The organism is Rosistilla oblonga (assembly GCF_007751715.1).
Lineage (GTDB): Bacteria > Planctomycetota > Planctomycetia > Pirellulales > Pirellulaceae > Rosistilla > Rosistilla oblonga.
Window position 1 is genome coordinate 3,791,652 of record NZ_CP036292.1, and the last position, 25,661, is coordinate 3,817,312.

Sequence of the window (25,661 nt, forward strand, 5' to 3'; positions counted from 1 at the left end):
TGTAACGCCAGAACTAGCTGGTCGGTTGCTTGCGGAGGTCCAACCACTCGGTGTGGTAGACGCCATCTTTGTCGGTTCGCTTGTAGGTGTGAGCACCGAAGTAATCGCGTTGAGCTTGCAGCAGGTTCGCTGGCAAGCGATCGCGACGGTAGCTGTCGTAGTAGGCCAACGCGGTGCTGAACGCGGGAACCGGAACGCCCAACTGAGTTGCTGCCATAACGACGGCACGGAAATGAGGCTGAGCGGTTGCCATCGCATCCTTGAAATAAGGATACAGCATCAGGTTTTCCAGGTTCGGTTGATCGTCGAACGCTTCCTTGATGCGATCGAGGAACTGGGCGCGGATGATGCAACCGCCACGCCACAGCAGGGCGCATTGGCCGTAATCGAGATCCCAGTCGTGCTCTTGCGATGCAGCTTGCAGTTGGACGAAGCCTTGTGCGTAGCTGACGATCTTCGACGCGTACAGACCTTGGCGAACCATCTCGATGAAGGTCGCTCGGTCGCCCGCCAATTCGGCAACCGCTGCGGCCAGCTTCGGGTTATCGCCTTCAGCCGGTCCGGGAAGGATGCTGCTGGCGCGAACGCGAGCTTCCTTTTGAGCCGAGATGCCGCGAGCGAATACAGCCGATGTGACCAGGGTGCTTGGCACGCCCAGATCCAACGCCAATTGGCTCATCCATTTGCCGGTGCCCTTGGCGCCAGCGACGTCCAAGATGCGATCGACCAAGTGGTCGCTGGTGTCGCCATCTTTGACGCTAAAGATGTCACGAGTGATCTCGATCAAGTAGCTTTGCAGTTCGCCCTTGTTCCATTCGTCGAAGACGTCATAGAGTTCGTCGTTGGTCAGGCCGCCGACGTCTTTCAGCAATTGATACGCTTCGCAGATCAACTGCATGTCGCCGTATTCGATGCCGTTGTGAACCATCTTCACGTAGTGGCCGGCACCGCGTGGGCCAACCCAATCGCAGCAAGGGATGTCGTTATTCGGACCGACCTTCGCCGAGATCGCTTGGAACATCTCCTTGACCATCGGCCAAGCATCTTTCGATCCGCCTGGCATCAGGCTTGGGCCCTTCAGAGCGCCTTCTTCACCACCGGAAACACCGGTGCCGATGAAGTGGAAGCCCTTGGCCTCGACTTCTTTTGTGCGGCGTTCGGTATCGGCGTAGTGGGTGTTTCCACCGTCGATGATGATGTCGCCTGGTTCCAAAAACGGCGTCAATTGTTCGATGATCGCGTCGACAGCGGGGCCCGCTTTGACCAACATCATCAACTTGCGCGGACGGGCACACGACTTCACGAACTCTTCGATCGAGTGGCAACCGACGAAGTTCTTGCCAGCGGCACGGCCTTCGATCAGGGCATCGACCTTGTCGGTCGTGCGGTTGTAAACGGCAACCTTGTAACCGCGGCTCTCTACATTCAGGGCCAGGTTCTCGCCCATTACAGCTAGGCCGATCAGCCCGAAATCGCAATCACCACTCATTTTTTGTGCATCCCAATGGATTATTTATTGAAGCAGCCCGAGGCCCCCCAGCAGGCACTCAAACATTTTAAAACGCTTGCTATACGCGAGCGAATGATAGCCGACCGCCCGATTTTCATCAATATGCCGCCGATCTTCAGTCGCCGCGGCCTACGACGCCTGGAATAACCGATCCCGCGTCGCGACGGTGACGTCGGGGAAATCGCTGAAGACCCCGTCGGCATCGGCTTCGAACAACGCGATCTCGATCAATCGCTCGAAGCTGTCGACGTATACGGGCAACGCGTCGGCTCGCAATGTCCACGGATGGACCTTCAAACCGCAGCGATGAGCCAATTCGACAAGCGGCGTGCACAGATACCCTTGGCGGTTTGCGTGGGGAACGACGACAACGTTCATCGAAGGCCCGATCGCATCGGCGTATTTAGCCATCGTTTGCAGATCGGACTCCGCCGCGGCCAGATCGTATTCCGCGGTGGTTCGCCCCCAGTCGTCGTCTTCCAGCAACTGCACCAACCGCATTTGGCAGTCGAGTTCGTCGCGGATCCGACGGGTTTCCGCCGCATCAAAACATTGGACATAGACGTTGTCCGATCGGCTGGCGTATCCGTATTCGTTCAGCACCGCCAATGTGATCTGGCTGATGTCTTTCCCCTGCTGGCGATGCCAAGCCGGACGTTTGATCTCAGTATAGATCCCGACGTCGCGGCCGGTGCTGTCGTTGAGTCCCTGGATCAATTCCAGTTCTTCGGCCAGCGTTGCGATCCGAAACTGCGACAGCCCCATCGGGAACCGGTTCGGAAAGACGGCCTGACCGGTCGCCGGATCGAAGCGTTCGGAAACCGACAACGACTTCAATTCGTCGAGCGTGAGATCGATCGCGTAGAAACGCCCATCGTCGCGTGCCCGTTCGGGAAACCGCTGCCGGACGTCGGTAACGGTATCCAAGTGGACGTCGTGCAAAACCAGCGGCACGTCGTCTTTGCTGAGGACGACGTCCTGTTCCAAAAAGTCGGAACCGACAGCGTAAGCGAACGCCTTGGCCGGCAGCGTGTGCTCGGGCAGGTATCCCGAGGCGCCGCGGTGAGCGATCACAATCTTTGCGTGTTCAGTCGGCGAGCCGTTACCCATCGTGAGAGCCTTCCTTACGAGCGGGAAAACCTACAACGCAGCTTCCGCCAGTTCGCGAACGCGGCGAACCATCGATCGCAGCCCGTTGCTGCGAGAGCGGGTCAGATGCCCCTGCAGGTCCAGTTCGGTGAACAGCCCATCGATGTCGATCGCCAGGATCTCCTTCGCCGGCTTGCCACTCAACAACGCGACGATGATCGCAATCAGCCCGCGCGTGATCACCGCGTCGCTATCGGCTTCGAAATCGAGGATCGGCGAATCGTCCGCCGATTCGGTGGGGCGTTGGCTGGCCACCAACCAAACGTTGCTGACACAACCCTGCACGCGATTCGGTTCGACGCGATGTTCCGCAGCCATCTGCGGCAGCCCATCAGCGAACTCGATGATGTATTCGAGCCGTTCGTCGTAGTCGTTGATCTCTTGGAATTCTTCCCGCAGTTCGTCGGGGGTAATCGTTTGCATCGGGTTCAATCTCCATGCTTCTCGCGCAGCCGAGCCGAGGTCCGCAACATCAGCTGGGTGCGTTCAAATTCATTTATCCATTCTTGGATCACCGCCGCCTGAACGGGATCATCAGCGGTAACGATCCCCGATCCACATGCCGCGCCGGCCAACTGGTCGGCCATCTGACGGTATCGAGCCAGCGTGCGGTCGCCGTAGTGACCGACAAAAAAGTCTTCTTCGCTGAAGAACGCGACTTGCGGGACGCGAGCGGCTCCGCAGATCGACATGATTCCCTTCAACTCCTCGCTGGCATCGCGATCGATATAGCGAACGGTGATCTTATCGCTCGCCTGTTCGATCCGCCGCAGGATCGGGCACTGTTGCACGCAATCACCGCACCAAGCTCCCGCGAAACAGAGGACTCGCATCTCGCGAACAAACCCGCCGATCAACGCGGTTTGCGCGTCGGTCAACTCACACACATCGTAGACAGCCGCCCACTTGCGTCGATCGAGGTCCGATCCGTGTTTGGCTAGAAAGTCGTCGTAGGGAAGACCTTGGTGGAAGTAGCTTGCGGGGATCATCTTTGATTTTAGTTTCCAAAGGGCGCGATGGGCAGTCGCCAACGCGACCATTTCAGTCCAATGTTGCGAGTCTGCGCGACACTGACAACCTGTGTGATTCGAATTGGCTCGCAGCGGTCGCCCGATGATTAATCCTCAACGTGCCCGCAGAGCGGATTGCCGGGCGCGAACCTCAAGAAATCAGAACCCGCCCCGTCCCGACGCCTTTAAGGGGAAAGCATCGGGTCCTATAATCCCTCCCAGCGTGCGGTCGTCCTGTTTCCTGTTAGGCCTCCATCTTATGAAAATCCACGAATATCAAGCGAAAGAACTGTTTCGAGCCGCTGGCGTCCCCGTGCTGCAAGGCATGGTCGCCCGCAATGCGGACGAAGCCAAAGATGCATACAACAAGCTGGGCGGCGCGATTGCGGTTGTCAAAGCTCAGATCCATGCCGGCGGTCGCGGCAAGGGAACGGTTACTGAAAAGCCGGAACAACACGGCGTTGAATTGGTCAAATCGGCCGACGACGCAGCACGCGTTGCCGAGAACCTGTTGGGCAACCATCTGGTCACGATCCAGACCGGTCCCGAAGGCCAACGCGTCAACCAAGTCTTCGTCGAATCGGGTTGCAACATCGCTCGCGAATTGTACCTCGGCATCGTCCTGGACCGCGCCGTCTCGCTGCCCGTTTTGATGGTCAGTACCGAAGGTGGTATGGAGATCGAAAAGGTCGCCGAAGAGACGCCTGAAAAGATTTTGAAGGAGCACTTTGATCCGCACGTTGGATTGGAGAGCTACCAGGTCCGCAAGTTGTGCAAGGCGATGGGCATCAGCGGTAAAGCCGCCCGTTCAGCCGACTTGTTCATGAAAAAGATCTGCCAGCTGTACGTCGATCTCGATTGTGCCCTGCTGGAAGTCAACCCGTTGGTGATCACCGGCGACGACGAAATGATCGCTTTGGACGCGAAGGTCACCTTCGACGACAACGCGATGTTCCGCCACAAAGACATCGCGGAACTTCGCGACGATGCCGAAGAGGAACCAAGCGAATTGCGAGCTGCGGCGTCGGGGCTGAGCTTTGTCAAGCTAGACGGTAACATCGCTTGCTTGGTCAACGGAGCTGGACTGGCGATGTCGACGATGGACATCATCAAGCATCACGGTGGCGAACCCGCAAACTTCTTGGACGTTGGTGGCGGAGCGAACAAAGACCAAGTGACCGAAGCGTTCCGAATCCTGTTGGCCGATCCCCACGTCAAAGCGGTACTGGTCAACATCTTCGGCGGCATCGCACGTTGCACGACGATTGCCGATGCGTTGATCGCGGCCAGCAAAGAGGTCGGATTCAACGTGCCTTTGGTCGTTCGATTGGAAGGAACCGAAGTCGAAGAGGGTCGACGGATGCTCGAAGAAAGCGATGTCGAAATCATCAATGCCGTCGGCCTGACCGATGCTGCAAAGAAGGTTGTCGAGGCGGCAGGCGTCTAAAGTTGACGACTGTTTTGATTTGAATCGTTTACAACTCACAACAAATCGTTGACCTACACGATTTACGGGATTCGGAATAACAATGTCCATTTTGATTGACAAAAACACGCGCGTCATTTGCCAAGGCATCACTGGCGGCGCGGGAACCTTCCACACCAAAGGTTGCAAAGAATACGGCACCCAGATGGTCGGCGGTGTAACGCCGGGCAAATCGGGCCAAAACGTCGACGGCGTTCCAGTCTTCGACACGGTTGGTGAAGCTGTTGAAAAAACTGGTGCCAACGCGACGATGATCTTCGTTCCGCCACCCTTTGCGGCCGACGCGATCCTCGAAGCGATCGACGCTGGAATCGAAGTCATCGCGGCGATCACCGAGGGCATTCCTGTCCTCGACATGGTCCGCGTCTTCAAGGCGGCCAAGGCGAGCGGTTCGGTCCTGATCGGCCCCAACTGCCCCGGCCTGATCACTCCCGGCGAGTGCAAGATCGGCATCATGCCCGGCTACATTCATCAGCCAGGCAACATCGGCATCATGAGCCGCAGCGGCACGCTGACCTACGAAGCGGTTTGGCAAACGACCAACTTGGGTCTCGGCCAAAGCACCTGCGTCGGTCTCGGTGGCGATCCGATCGTCGGCACGTCGTTCATCGACCTGCTGGCTCGCTTCCAAGAAGATCCGCAGACCGAAGCGATCTTGATGATGGGCGAAATCGGTGGTTCGGCGGAAGAAGAAGCCGCGGCGTTTGTCAAAGAGAACGTCACCAAACCAGTTGCCGCCTTCATCGCCGGTCGCACAGCACCTCCCGGAAAACGGATGGGTCACGCCGGTGCGATCATCACCGGTGGCAAGGGAACCGCGACCGAGAAGGTTGCCGCGTTGGAAGACGCCGGAATCGTTGTCGCTGCTTCGCCAGCCGACATGGGTGCGGCAGTTGTCGAAGCGATGAAACGCCACGGCAAATAATGCCTTTGTTCGAACAAGCGACGCGGCCAACGTGCCGCGCTCGGTTGCTAGAACACAAAATGTAAGAACGTAGAAACGAAAAACGGGCGGATGGCAACATCCGCCCGTTTTTGTTTAGTCCTTAAGCCCACGCCGCTTTTGCGTTGTCGACAAACGCCGCGATCTTTGCCGGGTCTTTCTGGCCCGGAGCACTCTCGGTTCCGCTGGCGACATCGACTGCTGCGGCGCGGCTGCGACGAATCGCATCGCCTACGTTATCGGGATTCAGCCCGCCCGCCAGAATCCAGTCGTCAAGAGACGTCTGTGCAGCCCAGCGTCCGATGCCGTCCCAGTCTAGCCGTTGGCCGGAGCCACCAAATTGTGGACCGCCATCGGCATCCAACAGGATCCGGGCTCCGATCTCGGCCCACGGCAAGACGATCGCGTCGATCGTCGCGGCGGTCAGCTGCGTCGTCGGCAAGCGAACGGCTCGGATCACGGATAGGTCGGCGGCGATCAGATCGCTGCCGATTTGAAGCGTCTCGTCGCCGTGCAGCTGCACCCAATCGAGCTTCACCGCCGCGGCGATCTCTCGGATTCGATCGACGGGTTCATTAACGAACACGCCGGCGCTTTGCAGCGTCGACGTGTTTTGAACTAGCAGCGCCGCGGCTTCGGGCTGCAGATAGCGAACGCTGGCAGGATAGAAGTTCAGCCCGATGCAATCGGCGCCGGCGGCTTCTGCCGCGCGAACGTCTTCGGCCGCGCGGACGCCACAAATCTTGATACGGAACACGTCTTCATTCTCCCTGTCGCTGGCAACGGTATGCCGGCGAGGTGTTACGGCTTGCTGAACAGCACGCAGATCGGAGTCGGAACCATCGCACTGTGCTGCGTGAAGGTCAGTTCCCCGGTCTCCTGATCGATCGAAAAGACAGCGGCGGTGTTGCTGTCGCGGCCGGCGGCGATCAACCACTTGCCGGTCGGATCGAGATTGAAGTTGCGAGGCCAGCTGCCGCGGATCGGTTCCTCTTCGATCAACGTCAACTTGCCATCTTCCGGGTCGACCGAATAGGCAGTGATCGTGTCGTGCCCGCGATTGGCGGAGTAAACAAACTTGCCCGTTGGGTGCACGCGAATCTCCGATCCGCTGCTGTGATTCTCTTTTGCCTTCGATTCCTCGGTGACGGTTGGAATCGTTTGAATCGCCGTCATCGTTCCCGCTTCGGGATCGTAATCGAAGACAGTAACCGACAGAGCCAGTTCATTCAGGACGTAGACGTGTTTTCCATCGGGATGGAACTTCATGTGGCGTGGGCCGCCACCGGCAGGAACGCTGCCAAAACCGTGGTCGTTCAGCTTCAGTTCGTCCAAGTCGAGTTCATAGATCACAACCTTGTCGAGCCCGAGATCGGGAACCATCACAAACCGATTGTCGGGCGATGTGCCAACCCAGTGCGCGTGCGGCTTGTCTTGGCGTTTGCCGACGACTCCCGAACCACCGGAGTGCTTTTTCAGATCGCTGCGTTGCAAGATCTCGCCATCTTCAGCGAGTTCGAACATCGCTGTCGATCCGCCGCCGTATTGGGCTGAAAAGAGTGCCTTGCCGGTTTGATCGACCGACAGATGCGCCGCGCCGCCGTCACCTATCGCCGCGGCGTTGATCAACTTCAACTTCTCGCCATCGGCTCCCGATTCGATCGAAAGCGCCGTCAACAGCGGTTCGCCATCGATCGTGCCAGTGCAATACAGCACCTTGCCGTTGGGATGGAGCGCCAGGAAACCGGGGCTCCCAATCCCGAAAGCCAACTCGGGCGTCGTCAGCTTCCCCGTCTCGGTGTTAAACGAGGCGTGGTAGATGCCTTTGCTCAAACCGTCTTTCGGGGTCGTCGTACCGAACCAAACATCCAGCGTCTCGGCGGTTCCCATCGATGGCAATCCAATTATCAAAGCAAGGGTCAGAAGTCGGAAAACACTGTGCATCAGCTGAGGTCTCCAGGAGTAAAGGTAGGGTGATTCTTGGTAGGTGCGGATCGAGCGGTTCGCGGATTGGGCCGATCCCGTCGGGAACGCGCCGCGACGCGTTGAGCGGATACGAACAACAGAGCTAAGGAGGCGCGGAAGCGAACGCTGGCGAGCGACTTACGATTTGATCGCGTCGTCGAGCACTTCTTCGGCGACGTAGATCGGCAGCGGCGGGCTGAAGGTCACCGCGACCGCGATCGCGTCGGAAGGACGCGAATCGATCTCGATGATCTCCCCATCTTTCTTCAATCGCAGCTGGGCAAAATAGGTATGCTCTTTCAAGCCGCTGATCACGACGCTATCGACTTCCGCCCCCAACGCTTCGGCGACATTGACCACGAGATCGTGAGTCAATGGGCGCGGTGGTTTGTAGTCTTCCTTCACCCGCCGGTCGATGTTGGTAGCTTCGAAGATACCGATCAGAATGGGAAACTGGCGATCCCCGTCGACCTCTTGAAGGTAGATCACTTGGTTATCGCTGATCTCGCTGATGATGATCCGAGCCAGTTGCATCTGGACAGGCATTTGACGTGTCTCGATGGGGAGGGAAGGTAAGAAAAACGCAGGCCGCCATTATAGCCGTTTCGCCGTTCGCCGACCGCTCCCCACGTCGACGGAAACTTTGCGCCGTCAGCAGCGGTTGCCAACTAGATCAGCGTATCGGGAGCGGAATCGGCGGCGGGCAGGTGCAGGCGGAACTTGGTGCCGCTCCCCCGCTGACTCTCCAGCAAGATCTCGCCGCCATGTTCCTGCATGATCTTTTGACTGACCGGCAGACCGAGCCCCGTCCCTCGAGCCCCTTTTTTCGACTCAAACAGCGAGAAGATCTTTTCGATATCAGCCGCATCGATCCCCGGACCATTGTCGGCGATATCGATATAAAACCCTTCGCCAGCGACGTAGCTTGTCGAAATCCGAACGCTCGGTTGTTGAACGCCATCTTCGCGATCGGCGCTGTCGACCGCATCGATCGCATTGGTCACGATGTTCAGAACCGCGCGGTGCATCGCATCGGCATCGAAGCAGGCCGAGGGGAGCGATTTATCGAGCTGTACTTCCAGGTGACAATCGGCTTCGTCGGCGCGGACCTGCATCAATTCGACGACGTCGGCGACCGTCGCGTTGAGATCCCCCTCGGCCAGTTCCGGTTCGCGTTCCTTGCTGAACGTGAGCATGTCCAGCACAAGGTTCGAGATCTTGTCTTGGTTCTTGTCGACCATCGCCCAGCCTTTGCGAACCGCTTCGTTGTCGTTGCGGTCCAACCCGGTCTCGATCAAGTAGCTGCCGCCGCGAATCCCCTGCAAAATGTTCTTGATGTGATGCGACAGCGTGGCGATCGTCTGCCCCATCGCCGCCAAGCGTTCGCTCTGCAACAGCGACGAATAATAGAACGTATCTTCGATCGCCAGCGCGGCTTGATGGCCGATCGCTGTCATCAGTTTCAGATGTTCATCGACAAAACGTCCCTGTTCGTCGGCATCGACAAAGTGGCCCGGTGGCGTGAAGGTATCGACATACATCGCCCCGACAACGTCGTAACGTCCTTGCAGCGGAACGCAGATCGCTTCGCGGATGCCCATCCGAACGATCGATTGCCCGCTGTCCCAACGCCCATCGTCTTTGGCGTCGCGAGTTCGAACGCCTTCGTTTTTCTCGATCACATAGTCGAGGATCGTGCGGCTGATCGCGATCCGGTCTTTGATCGGCCCCTCGCTTCGATCGCAGCGTGCGGCGGGGCGGAGTTCTTTTGTTTCGGGATCCGAGAGCATGATGCAGCCGCGATCGGCGGCGACCCAATCGAAAACAAGTCGCAAGATCCGATCTAACAGTTGTGGAATCTCCAACGTCCGGCCGACGGCGAGCGCCGTGTGGTACATCACCTCCACACGAGCATCGATCTTGACCTGCGACGACTCCATCTCGGCATCGTTGTCGACGACGCGAGAGAGCGAGGAAACAATCTGCGACCCTTCCATCTGCCGCGATTGTTGAATGATGTCGACGCCGTGCTGCCCCTCCATCGTCGTCGGTTCACCGTTGCCGGTGAAGATCATCATCGTCGCCCCAACTTGCAACCGATCGCCGCTCTTGAGGATACAGCGATTAACGGGGCTGCCATTGACCGACGTCCCGTTGCTGCTGCCCAGGTCCATCACCTCGAAGAACTCTCCCTCGGTGAAAACCTGCGCGTGTTGCCGCGAGACCTCCGAATCGATCAACTGAATGTCGTTGCTGATATCCCGGCCAATCGTGTACCGCGCGTTGTCCAGCGCGTAGTGCTTGCCTTGGTCTCGACCACGAATTACGAACAGCGAAGCCATGCTTGTCAGAACATCCAGAAACTGTCGAGGGACAACGTGAACATGAATGGGCGGCGGATGCCGCGAGCGGAAGGTAAAGGACGAATCATCCCTGCACCGGGGGCTTGGCGAAGGGGATAGATCACCCGCCGAAATTATAGCCGAACCGCTAACGTTTGGATACTTTGCTTTGGACCTGGCGATAGGGGCTAACGATCGGCCCAGTTCTTGCTGTTCCCCTCCGAAATGATCTCCCCCAATTGCTTTTCCGTCAGTCCATGCAGGACCAAAAACGCCTGGGTTTGGTTCTCGCTGACCTTTCCCAACAAGCTATCGACGGCGTCTCGAGCGTTGATTCCCGGCAGCGGCGATCGCGAGTTGTTGGCGCCGGCAAATCGACGATACTCGAGATACAGCTTCTGCCGCCGCGCTTCGTCGCCAGTTAATTGCGGCGGCGTTGAACTGCCATCCGATGGATTCGCGGACGCCGGCGCTGCGGCGATCCCTTGTTCCGCTGGAACTCCGTCGCTCTTATCCGAACCGCTCGGCAGGGTCAGCGAAGCAAAAAAGGCTTCGGCGAGCGCGGTCGTTGCGGGTTGAACCGAGACGATGACCAGCCGATCCGAGAGTTCAAAGACTTCCATCACAGGGTCGGTTTGCTCACCATCGCGAGCCAACAGAATGCGTTTCCCCACGACGCCGGATCGCGTGACGTCCAACTGCTCTTCGGCGGTGGCGCCAGAGTAGCGATAGAGATTGCGGAGCCACATGTCGCGGCGAACTTCGGTCCCCGATGGAACCGGCATCTCGGTCAGCCAAAACTTCCCGCCCGTTTCAGGATCGGTGCCGTCGACGCGGAAGACAAGTTGACCTTGGATTGGCGAAGCAACTTCGCGGATGCTCGCTTCGGCCGGCATCAACACCGAAACGCCACGCGTTCCCTGTCGCTGCCATGTGTCGGGGATCGGATTGTCTCGAGCGACCGCGTCGAGTTCGCGGAGCGCCGTCGCGGTTGCTGCAGCTTTCGCCTCCGCGTTGGCTTCGCGCTGTTGTGCACCAGCTACCTTGACCGAACGATTGAATGCGACGTAGCCCAGCCCGGTTACCACGATCATTGCGGCACCCGCCAACAGACCGCCGACGATTGCAGGGACCAGCCATTTTGGGCGGCCAGCCGAATTGACCGGTGTCGGCTCGGCAGGCTGTTTGGAAAACGAAGGCTGAAACGAAGCAGCGGTCGCAGGCGTGGAAGAGGGTGGCGAATAGGGAGCCGAAGCGCCGAAGGCATCGCCACCGCCGGAATCATCTAGCCCCGCAAACGGGTCATCGTTTTTGGTCGCTGCAGCAGCGGTTGGTGCCCGAGCTGTGGCGGCAGGATTCTGGGAGTGGGACTTTTTGTCCGCCGCCGCAGGGGAGCGGGCCGGGATCGCAAGCACCTTTTTGCATTGGCTGCAACGAACTTTGGAGCCCGCGGCAGTCGCTGGAATTCGCAACACAGCTTGGCAGCCAGGACAGCGAATTTGCAGAACGCTCATTATTCATCGAGATCCAATAGTGTTTCAAAGAGGTAACAGCGAGTTCGCCAAATCGATTGTACAGGCTTCGCAGCACAGCGGCTGCCCACGAAACCGCAACTTAACCAACTTCGAATCACACCGCACGGGGCCTTGCGTGGCTGGCCCGAAGGCACGTAAACGACGAGATTCGCAGCCAACAACCGCCGGAGAGTGGGACTTCGCAAATCGCTACCGCTTGCGACCCGGAAACATCGTCAGCAGGGCGGGCAGAAAGATCAGGTCGGCGAACAGGGCGGACGTGATCGTCAGAATACCCATGATCGCAAAGATCTGATGATCGCGGGTGTCGCTCGACAGCGCGGTCACGAACCCCGCGACTAACACGATCGTCGTGATGATCAACGCGGTGCCGACGGCGACAAACGAGCGGCGAATCGCTTCGGCTTTGTCATCCGTCTTCTTGCGTTCCTCGTTGTACCGCGTCAGGAAATGGATCGTGTCGTCGACAGCGATCCCCAAACAAACGGTAAACGCGCACACGCTAACTATCTCGAGCGATTGACCGGCGAAGACCAACAGCGTTCCGGTCGCAGCCAACGGAAAGACATTGGGAACAATCGAAATCAGCCCGATCCGCAGTGAGCGATAGACGATCGAAAGCACTATAAAAATGATCAGGATCGCGGTGCCGAGACTGAGCGCCAGATCGACGACGATCTGATACAGGTTACGCCAACGCCAGACGGCATCGCCGGCCAACTGGACAGTAAAACCGGGATGCTCCTGAGCGATCGTTTCCAGCCGTTGCTCCACCCGTTCGAAGACCGGTCCGTATTTGGCGATCCCCAGATCCTGGACGCGGAACATCGCCATCGCGGTGCCATGTTCGGGCGTGAAGAAGGCTCGCTTCAGTTGCGGCGGCAGCAGCTCAATCAAGCTGGCACGGTCGGCCGCATCTCCTTCGCCCGGCATCGCCGCGACCAAGGTAGCGATCGAGATCGGGAAACCGATCAGCGGTTCGGCCTGTAACGCTGCATCGACTTCCTGCATGACTTGAAGCACTTCGGGCGAGTCGGACTCGACATCCTCGGTCCACTCCACCTCAACCTTCGCGGTTTCCAAACCGCCAAAATCGTGATCCATCGTCTGCAATGCTTCCAGCTCTTCACCGGTGCTTGGCAGCGCGCTGTTTCGACGTTCATCGGGTCGCAGCAGACTGCTGATCCCAACCATCACCGCCAGCCCCAACATCCCGCCGATCGCAAACCGGCGATGGTTGCGGATCACAGAGTCGACGATCCATTGGGCGCGGCCAAAATTGCGGTCGACCCAACCGCGGCTGTGCCCCGATTGAACGCGCAGCCCCAGTGGAGTCATACACAACAAAGGGATCACCGTGACGACGGCGATGAAGGTGACGACAACTCCCAACACGCAGCACCATCCAAATTCCTGGACGACGCGGTGATGGGCGAGACTCAATGAACCAAATCCGATCGCAGTCGTCAGCGAGGTCAATCCGCAGGCCAGTCCCACTTCGGAGAGCGCCTGCCGAGTCGCCGCGCGCGGCGGCATCCCCGCGGCGCGATTCGCGCGGATCTGCACCATCATATGGACGCCATCGGTGAACCCGACAAGGCTGATCAAGATCGGCAGCACGACATGATTGAACGGATTGTCTTGCAGGTCGAAGTAGTTCAGCAGGCCAAGCGTCCAGTAGACTCCCAGCCCCGGCGCCAGCGCGACGATCAGCACCGCGATCACCCCGCGAAACAGGATGACCGCCATGACCATCGTGAACACATTGGCGATGATTTGATACGTTCGCTCGTCGGATCGATTGCGTTTCCGCAGCGACAGCTCCAACGGAACTCGCCCCGTCAATTGAAACGACAGGTCGCTGCCATCGATCTCGCTTGCGGCTTGTTCAGCTGCCTCGCGAATCGTCGTCGTGCAGTCCTCATCGTTGCGAACAAACAACCAATCGATGTTCACATTGACCAACGTCGACTTGCCGTCGCCCGAAAGCAAGAACCCACCGATCATCGGATTGCTGAGGGCCTTCGACTTGGCGGCGTCGAATCGAGATTCCGAAGCTGTCGCTTTTGGGAACACCGGTTCGCGCAGACCAAAGATGTTCAGCGGCGGAGCGCGGTCCATCCAGTGAACGCTATCGACCTGAGGCAAGGATTCGAGCCGCGATACGACATGCCGCAGCGCCGCTGCCGATGCTGGCGTGAAGAGGTCTTCGGAATGGACCAGCAGCACGAGATCAAAACCGGCTAACTGGGCAGCGCGAATGTTGGGTGTTGCCCGCCGTTTGCGGCTGTGCGATTCGGACGTGGGCGAATGATCGACCGCCGCCTCTTCACTGGCGGGCACCAATAGTGTTGGATCGATATAGCCCAGAGTAGCCACCGTCGTGATCATCACGATCACGACAGCAACAAGCCACGCATGGTCGACTAAGCGACCAAAGCCGTTGCGTGGGGCGTCAGCGAACGCGTCGTCGTTCGATTCTGCGTTGGAGTGTGGCATACGGCGGTCAGTTTACGATCGCCAGTGAATCAGCTGTCCACGGCGTCGATCGGGTCTTCGTTGGAGGCATCGTCATCAGCGACCGACGCTTCATCGTCTTCAGGTTCAGTGTCGTAGACCACCGGAGGAGCATCCTTGGCGGCGATTCGGCGAGCCCGTTTGGCCTCGGCCTTCATCTTTTTGTCCATTTCACGTTGACGCTTGGCGAAGGTGTTTTGATTTTTGGCGATGCTCGATCTCCCGTTATATGGCCCGCGTCACATGTGTTGGCAAAGACGCCAACGATCGCATGTGCTCTCTTCTCCCGAGGCCCATCGTCTCCGACGGTCCCGAGTTGTCGCAGGCCCTCGTTGGCGTGAGTATATACCCGCGACAACCGTTCCCGTAACCGGGCTCTGTTCCGGAGCCGCCCGAAGCTTCGCTATCAAACTTCCGGCGGCGGTTCGAAACCAAATCGAGCAACACCGCATCAACTACCAAGCGTCGGTGCGGAACGGAGAGGCGGGAATCCCTTCTTTGTTATAAAGGTTCGCCCCTTCTGGGTTCATCGAATAGGCGTAGCGGACGGCGACCGGTTCTGCGACCTCTGCCGACTTTACGACCACCGTATCGCCATCGATCGTCGCATCAGCCCAGTGCCATTTCTTATCGGCGCCAGCAATTGCGAAACGCGCCAACTTGCCCTGCTTAACCTCTTCGGTCGCAGCGAGCCCTTCCTTTTTACCGACGATCAAACCACCGCCGACGTAATCGAAGCTCAAGCGAATCGAATCCCCTTCGATTTTCTGGTTCTTGAACAACGGGCCCGCCGGTACGATCTGCTGCTTGTCGTAGGTTTGGTGCAGCGCCCACTGAGCCAGCCGATCGCCGACGTCCTGCTTGTTCTTCGGGTGAATATCGTTTGCTTCACCGATGTCGGTGATGACAGCCATTCCAGTGTGGTCGATGTCGAGCGCCTTGGTTTGCGCTTCGCGCAGCTTTGCCCAACCGTCGCCTCCCGCAGGATCGTCGGTCGGTTGCTTGAAATCAGCCAATTGGACCCAGTAGAACCCGAGGTTTGGGTTAAACAGTTCACGCCAGCTGGAAACCAGTGCTCGCGTCTTATGGTAATACGATTCGCCTTCGGCTCCGTTGGATTCACCTTGGTACCAAATCGCACCACGCATCGAAAACGGAACCAACGGATGGACCATCGCGTTGTAGATCGCCGACGGAGAACTGGCGCCGACTTTGGTCTCTGCCGTATACGCGTCGACTTGATCGGCGATCGATTTCAGTTCGGGAACCTTGTGAAAACCTTCCGGGGAAACCCAAGGCTCGATTCGCGTTCCGCCCCAATTAGTGCCAACCAAGCCGATCGGAACGTTCAACTCCTTTTGCAAACGGCGGCCAAAGAAGTAGCCGACCGCTGAAAAGCCACCGGCCGAACCGGGTTGGCAAACCTTCCATTCGCCAGGACAAGTCTCCTTGGCAACTGGCGACGTGGTGTGTCCGGGAACGTTGAACAAGCGAATTTGCGGGTGATCGGCTGCCGCCACCTCTTCGGAGCCGTTGGTCGCTTTACTGAGTGGCCATTCCATGTTCGATTGGCCCGAGCAGATCCAGACTTCGCCGATCAGGACATCGTTGAGTTCGATCGTGTTGCTTCCGGCAACGACAAGCTTTTGTCCCGTCGCGTTGGCCTGGAGGTTTTCAAGTTGAACCTGCCAACGTCCATCGTCTCCCGCTTTCGTCTTTTTGGTTTGCGAACCGAGCGTCACGGTGACTTCTTCACCGGCGTCGGCCCAGCCCCAGACGGGAGCTGGCAGTTCGCGTTGCAGGACCATCGAATCGCTGAAGATCGAAGCAAGCTTGACCTCCGCGTGCGACGAACTTGCAACCAATGCAAGCGACATCGCGATGGATAGGCTGAATATCTGGCGACGGTGGAACATGGCGTTACCTGTAGTGTTTGGTGGGATAAATAAGCGGAGGCGGTCGAGGAAAAGGTCCCCCAAACCATTCAGACCTCTCGGGGGGCGAGAAGCCGGCCGGTCGATAATATAGTCATTGTGCCGATGCCTGGCGACAGTTCGGGTGAAGAAGAGTTGCAGGATCGTGACGACTCGCCGAAACGTTTCGGATAGGCCACGCCGGGGCTGCAAGAAGTGCGGAAACCTTTGGTTTTCGCCGGTAGCTTCTCACGCAGCGATCCTCCATAATCTCTAGGTGCCGCTGGACTACCAGACGGCTGACCTCATACTATCCGGTCTCCCGTTTCACCCTCGTATTCACCAACCTCGATGAAAAAGCCCATGAATGTGACGACCGCTCGCTTAATGTTGGCATCCCTGACGGTGCTGTCTCTATTGTCCGGCAGGACCCAAGCCGAAGTGCCGCTGAACAAACTGACCGAATCGGAAAGCCGCAGCGGCTGGGAATTGTTGTTCGACGGCAAATCGTTTGACGGCTGGCGGAACTACAAAAAAGAAGGCGTTTCCGACGGTTGGAAAGTTGTCGACGGGGCGATGGTCCGCGAGGGCAAAGGTGCTGGCGATATCATTACCGACAAGAAATACAAAGCGTTCGAGCTGTTGCTGGAATACAACATCAGCCCCGCCGGAAACAGCGGTGTGATGTTCCACGTGACCGAAGAGAACGACCGCCCGTGGCAGAGCGGTCCCGAGATCCAAGTTCAAGACAACGTCGAAGGGCATGATCCGCAAAAGGCTGGTTGGTTGTATCAACTGTACAAACCGCAACCGCCAAGCTGGGCAGCCGATCAAAGTGAAAAGATCGACGCGACACGTCCCGCCGGTCAATGGAACCAGTTGTACGTGCGAATCGCCGGCGACAATTGTGAAGTCGTGATGAACGGCGTCCGCTATTACACCTTCAAACTCGGCAGCGCCGATTGGGACAAACGCGTCGCGGCCAGCAAGTTCGCGGCTTACGACACGTTTGGCAATGCTGGCAGCGGACACATCTGCTTGCAGGACCACAACGACCTGGTCTCCTATCGCAATGTCAAGATCCGCGAACTCGGCGAAGACGGCTCAGTTCCTCAACCTATCGACGGCAAGTTGGAACTGACATCCAAGCTGGCATTCCCCGAACTGAAGTGGGAAGACTGGCAAGCTGTCGACGAAGCGGGCAACCTGCGTCCGATGCGAATCGTCGAACTGGCCGACGCTGGTGATGGAAGCGGCCGATTGTTCGCAGTCTCCCAACAAGGCGGCATCTGGATTTTTGAAAACCGCGAGGACGTTAAAGAAGCGAAATTATTCTACGACCTCCGTGGCAAGGTTAAGGATTGGAAGAGCCGCGGAGCAAACGAAGAAGGACTGTTGGGACTTGCCCCGCACCCCGACTTCAAGAACAACGGCCACGTCTACATCTATTACACCCACCCGACCGAAAAGAAGTCGGTGATCTCGCGGATTACCGTTTCGGAAGATGAGCCCAACCGAGCCGCTGCGGACTCGGAAACTGTGATCATGGAGATCGACCAGCCGTTCCAAAACCACAACGGTGGCAGCATGGAATTTGGCCCGGACGGTTATCTCTACATCGGCCTGGGCGATGGCGGTTACCGCAACGATCCACACGCTGCCGGGCAGGACCTCAGCAAAATCCTAGGCAAGATCTTGCGGATCGACGTCGACAAGGCCGATGGCGATCGCAAGTATGGCATCCCCGCCGACAACCCGTTTGTGGAACACAAGGGAGCACTCGGTGAGATCTACGCTTACGGCCTGCGGAACCCTTGGCGGATCGCTTTCGATTCGAAGACCGGCGACCTGTGGTGCGGCGACGTCGGCCAGGAGTTGTGGGAAGAAGTCGACCTGATCACCAAGGGTGGCAACTACGGCTGGAGCATGCGTGAAGGCTCTTATCCGTTTGGCAACACCGCTGTCGAATCGCCCAATCCACCGATCGGTCCGGTTTGGGAATACGACCACCGCATCGGTCGTTCGATCACCGGCGGCCGCGTCTATCGCAGCGACCGGTTGCCCGAACTGGAAGGGAAATATTTGTACGCCGACTATGTCACCGGTTGTGTCTGGGCGTTGGATTACGACCAAGAAGCGGGCCGCGTTCGCAAGAACCTGCAGATCTTCGGCGGCGATGTTCCGGTACTGGCCTTTGGTGAAGATGCAAACGGCGAAGTCTACTACCTGACCCAAAGCGCTCGCGGCGAATGCATCTACCGATTTGAATCCGCCGAGAAATAGGCAGCATCCAGTTCAGTCGCTTTGCGGCGCTGAATCTTAATCCGATGAGAAATTCGACTGAGCCATTGCCCCATTACTGCGGCGATGGCTCTTTTGTTTGCGTACCCTAACTCACCCGATCCATTCAGATCGATACGGCTTGTGATCGAAGCGATGAGAACGCGTCAGTTACACTCCACGGGAACCATCACCATCCAACCGAGCCCAAATTTGTCGGTCACCATCCCGTAACATGGAGACCAAAATGTCTGGGTTAACGGCATATCGACCTTCCCCAATTCGGCGAGGGCGTTAAACGCCAATTCGCAAGCCGCCGCGGTGGGCAGCGAAAGCGAGAGTCGCATCCCATCGAACTTCGACTCTTCGCCACAGCCATCGGACGCCATCAAGTTCATCTTCCCAACGCGGAACGACGCGTGCATGATCTTGTTCTCAAACCCCGCTGGCAACATCCCCTCCGGGACCGCATCGGGACTCTCACTGAACCGCATCTTCATCCCGATCTCGGCACCGATCGCCGACTGGTAGAACTCGAGTGCCTCTTCGCAGCGGCCTCCGAAAAACAGATAGGGTTGAACCACAGCCTGTTGCAACGCCATCGCGTGCGTCAGAGCAGACTCTTGTTCCGCAATCGCCCCCTCGGGATCGTTTTCGGCAAAGTCGGCCATCTCATACAACGGCCGGATATCGATGTCCGATTCATCGATCATCGGGTTCGGACAACGTTTCACCCAATCGATCGCTTCCTGCATCGATGCGACCTCCCACAACCAATAGCCCGCGATCAATTCTTTGGTCTCCGCAAATGGACCATCGGTTACCGTCCGATCCTTCCCGTTGAAATGGACACGGACCGCATCGGAACTAGGCCGCAACCCATCGCCGGCTTTCATCACTCCCGCGTTCACCAATTGCTCGTTGAACTTCCCCATCGCGGTCAGCAATTCCTGACTCGGCAGGATCCCCGCTTCGGAACTTTCCGTGGCTTTGACAAGAACCATAACCTTCATCGATCGACTCCTCGTGTTTTACCGTTGGTGATGTGGGCACTTTCACTCATTAGTCGAGTCGCCAACGCGCCAATCGACATAAAACGCGAATTTTCTGCCGCGCTGCCACACACCCATTTCGACTCTTCGATATCCCGCCGGTTCGAGGCGAAGAAGAAGCGAGCGACGATCAATACGTTCGTATTGCCGCCGCTGTCCGACCAGCCATCCAACGTCGCAAACTCGCACCACCGATTAAGGCGAAGGTACGTCGAACCGCAACGCGGAAAGAGCCGCAGCAACAGCTACCGCGGCGGAGCGATCTTGGAGAGCAGAGAGCCGCGCCGGCACAGATCCCAGCAGTCCTGGCCTTAACGCAATCGAGCGGTCAAACGCGACGATGAGGCGCATCCATGAACTTTACCCACTCTCCGGCTTCGGTCTGCAACTCGCTTGTGAAGAGCCAATTATCGGCGTCGACGATCTCGATCGTATCGCGATACTTGCAAGTTCCCGTGCCGGCAAACGTGGGCCCGATGCTTTGCAACGGCAGACGTTTTCCCGCATCGTCGAGGTCGCCTTGGTAGAGCCAAAGGTTAGACATCATCGACCCGATGAAGCTACCGACGTAGCGGTTTTGTTTGACATCAAAACCTAGCGTCATGATAGACGACCATGGCTGGCCGTCGTCGGAGATCCCGCTGCTTTCACAAATCAACCACATGCCCTCCAGCGACCGGCAGACCATCTTCCCCTCGGTCGCCGACTTGGTTCCATCGGGCATTTCGCAATGGTGTTCGAAAGCCCAATTGCCGACCAATCGATCGAGCCAACGATGTTCTTGTTGTGGTTTGGCAAACATAAAAGCCGTGCCTTTTTGTGATCACCCATCGACAGCCCTAAATTGCAAACGGCTGCAGACTCAAGGCGATTGCGTATTCTACTGAATTCGCATGATCTGTAACCCACGCTGCGGAAATTTGCCATCTGTATCGCGCTGATGATAGCTCCAAACCTTGCCGTCCTCCGAGACTCCGATATTCGAAATGGCCCCTTGCTCATCGGCAGCGCGAACGGTCCCAACAAACTGCAAATCGTCGGCATTCCAAATCGCGATCGAGCCATCGATGCCGCCAGTCAACAAACTCCTGCGATCGGGAGTCAGGGTGATACAACTCGGCTCTAAACCGGAAACACTTGGTTGTTGCGAATCCCAACGGTCGCTGGCGGCGACCATCCGGCCCTCCCAATCGTAGCTGCGAATCCGACTATCTTGCGACGCGATGTAGACTATCTTTCGCGAAAAATCGTTGCACATCCCGCCTGCTGCGCTGGTGTTCACTCGATCGATAACCTTCGTCTCGCGCGTGACGAAGTCAAAGGTACTGACAAACTCCCCAAACAACAAAATCTTATTGTCACCAAGCAGCGTGGCGAACCGGTTGGCCACCGGGAACTCTTGCCGATCGACCTCAACCCCGTACGCGCTGCCATTCAATCCAGTGGTTGAGACCATATCAAATAGGATCAGCCAATTTCCCCCGCGCGTTAGTGAAAAGAACTGATCACCGCTGGCGTTGAAGCCCACGCTGACGACGGGCGGCGTGAACCCCTCATGAGGAGGCGCCACATGCTTCATATTCAAGATGGATGAATCGCGCGCGTTCAGATAGGTGTTGCCATGGAGATCACCGTACGCCAACCACCTGCCATCGGGAGAGATTTCCATGGTTTGAACGCTGAAATCAGGGATATCCGCAACTGCCTCGATCACGTTGAACGAGCTGGTATCGATACGTTGTACTCTTCCAGTGGAATCATTCGGGATGAATGCCTGGCGCCCATCCACAGCAAGCACGGCATGCAGTGTTTTACCGTTCACGATTTGCTGTGAATCGGGGACGGGATCGAGGGAACTGATCGCTACCGAACCGTCCTCACCACCGCTGATGATGCGTCCCTCGGCGTCGATCGCAACTTGGGAGACCTCTCCATTGTGAAGGATTTGCAAATGGCAATAATTCCAAAATGGAAGTTCCGTCTCCTCATCGGCACCTTGGCCGGCTTTGGCAGGATCCGACAAGTCCCAGCCGACGATACCGCCATTCCGCATCCCGGCAACAATGCGTTGACCATCGGGAGAAATAGCGACAGCCTCTGCGTTGCCATACGATTGCCGTAGTTCAACCGCACTCAGATCCTCCGACTCGAGATCAAATCGCCGCAGAAACGTCTCGTGAGCGAACGCGCAGACCAACCATCGACCATCAGCGGAAAGAGACATGGTTTCGATCAGAAGATCTGTCGGCACGACGAAATCAGGCGTCTGAGGAAGCAGACTGGCAACGACCGGCGTGAACTGATCCTTGAGCGTCAACAACCGCGTTGCATCGGGAAAAAATCTGATAAATTCGTTGCGACGCGGTGCTTCGACCGTTTCGATGACCTCGCCGGTTGCGAGATCATAGATCGGGATCGGTTCATACCGACAACCAACCGCCAACCATTTGCCGTCGGGGGAAAACGCGAGCGACTCGACCGTCGTGGGTAAGTCCTCGATAGTTCCTGGTGTGGCATTGTCCCCTAGGGCAATAAAGTGAACCTCGTTCAAATTATCAAGCCAATTTGAGTCGGTCGCTACCTGGCGTCCCACGGCGAGCGTGTTTCCATCGGGAGAAACGGCCAAGGCAAACATGCGGGTCCCTGCAACGGGGGCGAACTCGCGCAGAACCTCTCCAGATTCCAAATCCAGAATGCGAATCGTCCCGTCGATATCAGCAACCGCTGCGGCATCTTGGCTGGGAAGCAGAACAACCTCAGTGATCATCGACGAATACGCGGCACATTGATGCCATCCGTGAAGAGCTCTGGACTTCAACAGTTTTAGATCGAACCCGATCGGCACCACTCCCGTTGCGTAATCTTCCACTCGGCCTGCGATATTTAACGCTTTGGCGCGGTCGTTTTTTGCCCACGCGGAATAGGCTTGTCGCAGGTCGGAAAGATAAGCTGTCTGCACCGCCGCGGTCCGATTCGCTTCGGCTTCCGCCTGGTGTGCGCTGGCGTCGTGTTCCGCGGCAATCGCTCGGCGTTCGCTCAATTGAACGTCGGTCAACGCCACCTGCAACGAACTTCGCTCTGCGGCCAACTTGCGATTGCTGTGAGCCAATGCCAGCAGGCTGGCAATGACAAGCAACACGATGACCCCCAGCAGGCCCGATTCAACCGGAAAGCGTTTAATCCCGTGCCACGCCCGCTCAGCCAACGTTTGTGGCCTTGCACTGACAATCCTTCCCTGACGCCAGCGCAGAAGATCGTCTTTCAGTTCCGATGCCGAACCGTAGCGTTGGTCGGGCTCTTTCGCCAAACACCGCATACAGATCGCATCCAAATCACGTGGCACGGTCCGAACGATCGCCCGCGGTGGAGGAGGCTGTTCGACACAGATCGACTTGATCAGTTGCAACCCGTCGTTCCCACGGTGTGGCAATTTCCCAGTCAGCAAGCGATACATCACGACACCGATCGAAAAGATGTCGCAGGCTTCACCGTGTGCCAATTCGCTGTCGAGCACTTGTTCGGGCGACATGTACAACAACGTTCCGATCAACCGGACCTTCGAGCCAAGTTGCGACTCGTCGAACAAATCGCGCACCAGCCCAAAGTCGGTCAAACGTGGTGTCCAGGTAACAACCCCGTCCGCTGCCGCCGACTCTTCCAACAGGATGTTGCTCGGTTTGATGTCGCGGTGGACCAAGCCCCGGTCGTGAACGTGCATAATCGCGTCGGTCAACCGCTGCAGCAGTTCGTAAGCGACCTCGGGCGCTACCGGCCCCGGATTTTCGCTCAACCACTTCGCTAGCGTCGGTCCTTGGCAGAACTCCGAGACTAAATAGACCGATTGTTCGTCTTGGAATACTTCATACAGCGGGACCAAAAACGGATGGCTCAGCCGCGCCGCCGCCCGCGGTTCCAACAGTCGATCGTCCTCGCTGTCGTCCGCTTTCTTCAACCGCCGCACCGACTTGATCGCCACGACGCGGTGCAACAAATCATCCTGAGCTTTATAGACCGTCCCAAAGCCCCCGGCACCGATGATCTGCTGGATCGTGAACCGCCCAATTCGCTCGGGCGGATCTAGTTCGAGCTCTTCGTCCCCAGAGTCTATATCGACGGTCCTTGTCGACGAACTGCCCGCAGTTCGGTCAAACATCCGGACGACCGCCGCGAAGCGAGAATCGCTCGGTTCGATTCCGTTTAACAACGAAAAGCTGCCGCTTGCGCGGAGTTCGGAATAAAACGATTCGCTGCGCTGGGACCACTTCCCGAACGAATCTGCAGAACCCGATTGAGGACGGTCACACATGCAAGGAGGGCTCTACCTGAACAGCGGGCGGATTTTTCCAGGTGAACACGCGTACTCACCCATCGATCCGCAGATGTTTGCGCCACCCTTCGCATCCGCAATCCCCTGCCCCACCGCAAATTCGCGGTCGACCGGTAAATCGAATCGTTTGGAATGTTAGCTAGCGTTGCTTGGTCCAACCGTGCCGGTCGTTCGCAATACACATCTGCGACGCATAGCTTAAACATGCCAGCGGTCCAACTCAAGTGCGATTCACCTCTTCCTGCAAACCGCCCCTAACACATTGGGGGTCGCCAGAAGGGGAGCCGTATCCCCCAAGCGACCGCAGTTCCCGTAACGAAAACAGATCGTGACGATTCAGCCGTCACGAGTCCGGCGCGACCAACGCCGCACCGTTTGGCTGAGCTCACTCGCGATCGAACAACTGAGAGTCGGCGATGCGATCGCGGCGGTGCGCCTTCAATATACGAGCCCCGCGGAGCGGCGTTCGCCCCCGAACCGCAGGCACTGGTTCCCGCTTATGGTCCCCGACGGGAGCGACCGATCGAATCGAAAACAGGATCGAAACGATACTGACAAGTCCCAGCTTCAGGTTCCCGCGAAGCGTGTCGCCTGCATACCGACTTTCGCTCGGCATCGCATCGCCAACCGCTGCCGACTCCGTGAGATTTGCCGACACCAACGGATCGCAGGAATCGTTTGCGTTGGCAGACAGGCAAGTTGGACAATCGACTGGCGTCGTTCCAGTAGCGTCTAGGACGCTGCTGGCAAACTGAATCGCCCGCTCGGCAGCTCGTATCGCATCGGCCTCGCTTTGTCCGCCGCCGTCTGTTTTTACCGAAGCCCCCGTCGATGGATCGCGACTTGAAGGCGGCGCCATTCTCTTGGAAGACTCCGCAACCAGAATTTGACCTGGCCCAACGTCGTCCACCTCCTCCGCAGGAAGCAATGAGAAGAAGACAAAAGTCTCCCGCGCCGCATAACGTGCCGACGGTTCCGAACTGATCAACGCTCTCCCAGAAGCAGTCGCTGGGCTGGTTTCCGAAAAATAGCGAAACGCTACTGAGTTTGCCGACGCCCGGTTCGCTGCCGCGTTGGCGGGTGTCGACGACGTCGCGTTGGGGCGAGCATAGATCGGCCCCAACATCGGTCCCGGCGCTGTGTCATTTGTTCGATCTAACTCTGCCGTCGATGCGTCCTCGGTTGAACCTATAAAACTCGTATCCGGTTGAGATTCGCCGGGAACCAGCGGTTCATCGCCCGAATCGTCGTGATGATTCGGATCATCGCACTCACAATCGCAGTCGTTCCCGTCGCTCTTCGGCTGTCCCAAATCCAGATCGCCCTGGAAGTCCAACCAGTCGCAATCCGAGCCCCAAATCGCTTTGTCGTCGCAGCACGGTTCCGCCTTCGGTGCGCGGGCCGCTTTCGCTGCGGGCTTCTGGGTTTCGAAAGTCACGAGATCGGACTGATCCAGATCAGCCCGACTCTGCACTCCCGCAACGACCGCCCCCGGTTGCGTCGGCGGTTTCATCATCGTGTCGCAGACGTTGACCAATCCCGCCATCAAGCTGCGGGATTCGAGTCGTTCGATTCCTCGAAACGCTCGCGCACGCTGATTCGAGTTCGGCGTTCTCCAATAGGACATCCAAC

At 57.8% G+C, this 25,661-nt stretch carries 19 protein-coding genes; 3 read left to right on the top strand and 16 right to left on the bottom strand.

The window, feature by feature from the left end; all coding sequences use genetic code 11:
• Window positions 1-13 precede the first annotated feature (13 nt).
• The 4 genes from gnd to CA51_RS13505 form a co-directional block, all read right to left on the bottom strand.
• Window positions 14-1,489, bottom strand: a complete 1,476-nt coding sequence (gene gnd, locus CA51_RS13490) for a decarboxylating NADP(+)-dependent phosphogluconate dehydrogenase (RefSeq protein ID WP_145121402.1) — start codon at window positions 1,487-1,489, stop codon at window positions 14-16.
• A 150-nt stretch (window positions 1,490-1,639) separates the two neighbouring features.
• A complete protein-coding gene (glpQ, locus tag CA51_RS13495; RefSeq protein ID WP_145121404.1) occupies window positions 1,640-2,620 on the bottom strand; it encodes a glycerophosphodiester phosphodiesterase in 981 nt (326 codons plus the stop codon).
• Window positions 2,621-2,650: 30 nt separating this feature from the next.
• Window positions 2,651-3,082: a SufE family protein gene (locus tag CA51_RS13500; protein ID WP_145121406.1), complete on the bottom strand. Its 432-nt coding sequence runs from the start codon at window positions 3,080-3,082 to the stop codon at window positions 2,651-2,653.
• Window positions 3,083-3,087: 5 nt separating this feature from the next.
• A complete protein-coding gene (locus CA51_RS13505) occupies window positions 3,088-3,648 on the bottom strand; it encodes a thioredoxin family protein (protein ID WP_145121407.1) in 561 nt (186 codons plus the stop codon).
• A gap of 280 nt (window positions 3,649-3,928) precedes the next feature.
• Between CA51_RS13505 and sucC the strand changes: the two genes are divergently transcribed.
• Together sucC and sucD are read left to right on the top strand one after the other, a co-directional pair.
• The gene (gene sucC / locus CA51_RS13510) at window positions 3,929-5,116 is read left to right on the top strand and encodes an ADP-forming succinate--CoA ligase subunit beta (RefSeq protein ID WP_145121409.1); all 1,188 of its coding nucleotides are present in this window, start codon (window positions 3,929-3,931) and stop codon (window positions 5,114-5,116) included.
• A gap of 82 nt (window positions 5,117-5,198) precedes the next feature.
• Window positions 5,199-6,080 carry a succinate--CoA ligase subunit alpha gene (gene sucD / locus CA51_RS13515; protein ID WP_145121411.1) on the top strand — a complete coding sequence of 294 codons (882 nt, stop codon included), beginning with the start codon at window positions 5,199-5,201 and terminating at the stop codon, window positions 6,078-6,080.
• Window positions 6,081-6,201: 121 nt separating this feature from the next.
• Here the strand turns inward: sucD and CA51_RS13520 are convergent, their stop codons facing one another.
• The 8 genes from CA51_RS13520 to CA51_RS13550 form a co-directional block, all read right to left on the bottom strand.
• Complete coding sequence (locus CA51_RS13520) at window positions 6,202-6,855, bottom strand: phosphoribosylanthranilate isomerase (RefSeq protein ID WP_197451163.1); 654 nt, start codon at window positions 6,853-6,855, stop codon at window positions 6,202-6,204.
• A gap of 44 nt (window positions 6,856-6,899) precedes the next feature.
• Window positions 6,900-7,988 (bottom strand): lactonase family protein, encoded by a 1,089-nt coding sequence (locus CA51_RS13525; protein WP_145121415.1) that lies wholly within the window; start codon window positions 7,986-7,988, stop codon window positions 6,900-6,902.
• Window positions 7,989-8,201: 213 nt separating this feature from the next.
• The gene (locus CA51_RS13530) at window positions 8,202-8,609 is read right to left on the bottom strand and encodes a bifunctional nuclease family protein (protein WP_145121417.1); all 408 of its coding nucleotides are present in this window, start codon (window positions 8,607-8,609) and stop codon (window positions 8,202-8,204) included.
• Window positions 8,610-8,731: 122 nt separating this feature from the next.
• Window positions 8,732-10,405 (bottom strand): ATP-binding protein, encoded by a 1,674-nt coding sequence (locus tag CA51_RS13535; RefSeq protein WP_145121419.1) that lies wholly within the window; start codon window positions 10,403-10,405, stop codon window positions 8,732-8,734.
• Window positions 10,406-10,593: 188 nt separating this feature from the next.
• Window positions 10,594-11,919, bottom strand: a complete 1,326-nt coding sequence (locus CA51_RS13540) for an MJ0042-type zinc finger domain-containing protein (protein ID WP_145121421.1) — start codon at window positions 11,917-11,919, stop codon at window positions 10,594-10,596.
• Window positions 11,920-12,129: 210 nt separating this feature from the next.
• Window positions 12,130-14,439: an efflux RND transporter permease subunit gene (locus tag CA51_RS13545; protein WP_145121423.1), complete on the bottom strand. Its 2,310-nt coding sequence runs from the start codon at window positions 14,437-14,439 to the stop codon at window positions 12,130-12,132.
• 29 nt (window positions 14,440-14,468) lie between these two features.
• Window positions 14,469-14,615, bottom strand: coding sequence for a hypothetical protein (locus CA51_RS25870; protein WP_197451164.1), 147 nt, complete (start codon window positions 14,613-14,615; stop codon window positions 14,469-14,471).
• Window positions 14,616-14,912: 297 nt separating this feature from the next.
• Window positions 14,913-16,334 carry a sialate O-acetylesterase gene (locus tag CA51_RS13550; RefSeq protein ID WP_197451165.1) on the bottom strand — a complete coding sequence of 474 codons (1,422 nt, stop codon included), beginning with the start codon at window positions 16,332-16,334 and terminating at the stop codon, window positions 14,913-14,915.
• Between the two features lie 399 nt (window positions 16,335-16,733).
• Here CA51_RS13550 and CA51_RS13555 point away from each other — a divergent pair, with 399 nt between their 5' ends.
• Window positions 16,734-18,653, top strand: a complete 1,920-nt coding sequence (locus CA51_RS13555) for a 3-keto-alpha-glucoside-1,2-lyase-like domain-containing protein (RefSeq protein ID WP_231745675.1) — start codon at window positions 16,734-16,736, stop codon at window positions 18,651-18,653.
• 164 nt (window positions 18,654-18,817) lie between these two features.
• Here CA51_RS13555 and CA51_RS13560 read toward each other — a convergent pair whose 3' ends face one another.
• The 4 genes from CA51_RS13560 to CA51_RS13575 form a co-directional block, all read right to left on the bottom strand.
• Window positions 18,818-19,663, bottom strand: a complete 846-nt coding sequence (locus CA51_RS13560) for a YciI family protein (RefSeq protein ID WP_145121429.1) — start codon at window positions 19,661-19,663, stop codon at window positions 18,818-18,820.
• A gap of 367 nt (window positions 19,664-20,030) precedes the next feature.
• Window positions 20,031-20,504 carry a DUF1579 domain-containing protein gene (locus CA51_RS13565; protein ID WP_145121431.1) on the bottom strand — a complete coding sequence of 158 codons (474 nt, stop codon included), beginning with the start codon at window positions 20,502-20,504 and terminating at the stop codon, window positions 20,031-20,033.
• A 78-nt stretch (window positions 20,505-20,582) separates the two neighbouring features.
• Window positions 20,583-23,855, bottom strand: coding sequence for a WD40 repeat domain-containing serine/threonine protein kinase (locus CA51_RS13570; protein ID WP_197451166.1), 3,273 nt, complete (start codon window positions 23,853-23,855; stop codon window positions 20,583-20,585).
• A gap of 559 nt (window positions 23,856-24,414) precedes the next feature.
• Window positions 24,415-25,656, bottom strand: coding sequence for a hypothetical protein (locus CA51_RS13575; RefSeq protein ID WP_145121435.1), 1,242 nt, complete (start codon window positions 25,654-25,656; stop codon window positions 24,415-24,417).
• Between the last annotated feature and the right edge of the window lie 5 nt (window positions 25,657-25,661).

Coding starts and splice junctions, on each gene's coding strand:
- gnd (WP_145121402.1), bottom strand. CDS start 1,489: ATGAGTGGTGATTGCGATTTCGGGCTGATCGGCCTAGCTGTAATGGGC.
- glpQ (WP_145121404.1), bottom strand. CDS start 2,620: ATGGGTAACGGCTCGCCGACTGAACACGCAAAGATTGTGATCGCTCAC.
- CA51_RS13500 (WP_145121406.1), bottom strand. CDS start 3,082: ATGCAAACGATTACCCCCGACGAACTGCGGGAAGAATTCCAAGAGATC.
- CA51_RS13505 (WP_145121407.1), bottom strand. CDS start 3,648: ATGATCCCCGCAAGCTACTTCCACCAAGGTCTTCCCTACGACGACTTT.
- sucC (WP_145121409.1), top strand. CDS start 3,929: ATGAAAATCCACGAATATCAAGCGAAAGAACTGTTTCGAGCCGCTGGC.
- sucD (WP_145121411.1), top strand. CDS start 5,199: ATGTCCATTTTGATTGACAAAAACACGCGCGTCATTTGCCAAGGCATC.
- CA51_RS13525 (WP_145121415.1), bottom strand. CDS start 7,988: ATGGGAACCGCCGAGACGCTGGATGTTTGGTTCGGTACGACGACCCCG.
- CA51_RS13530 (WP_145121417.1), bottom strand. CDS start 8,609: ATGCCTGTCCAGATGCAACTGGCTCGGATCATCATCAGCGAGATCAGC.
- CA51_RS13535 (WP_145121419.1), bottom strand. CDS start 10,405: ATGGCTTCGCTGTTCGTAATTCGTGGTCGAGACCAAGGCAAGCACTAC.
- CA51_RS13540 (WP_145121421.1), bottom strand. CDS start 11,919: ATGAGCGTTCTGCAAATTCGCTGTCCTGGCTGCCAAGCTGTGTTGCGA.
- CA51_RS13545 (WP_145121423.1), bottom strand. CDS start 14,439: ATGCCACACTCCAACGCAGAATCGAACGACGACGCGTTCGCTGACGCC.
- CA51_RS25870 (WP_197451164.1), bottom strand. CDS start 14,615: ATGAAGGCCGAGGCCAAACGGGCTCGCCGAATCGCCGCCAAGGATGCT.
- CA51_RS13550 (WP_197451165.1), bottom strand. CDS start 16,334: ATGTCGCTTGCATTGGTTGCAAGTTCGTCGCACGCGGAGGTCAAGCTT.
- CA51_RS13555 (WP_231745675.1), top strand. CDS start 16,734: ATGAATGTGACGACCGCTCGCTTAATGTTGGCATCCCTGACGGTGCTG.
- CA51_RS13560 (WP_145121429.1), bottom strand. CDS start 19,663: ATGAAGGTTATGGTTCTTGTCAAAGCCACGGAAAGTTCCGAAGCGGGG.
- CA51_RS13565 (WP_145121431.1), bottom strand. CDS start 20,504: ATGTTTGCCAAACCACAACAAGAACATCGTTGGCTCGATCGATTGGTC.
- CA51_RS13570 (WP_197451166.1), bottom strand. CDS start 23,855: ATGTTTGACCGAACTGCGGGCAGTTCGTCGACAAGGACCGTCGATATA.
- CA51_RS13575 (WP_145121435.1), bottom strand. CDS start 25,656: ATGTCCTATTGGAGAACGCCGAACTCGAATCAGCGTGCGCGAGCGTTT.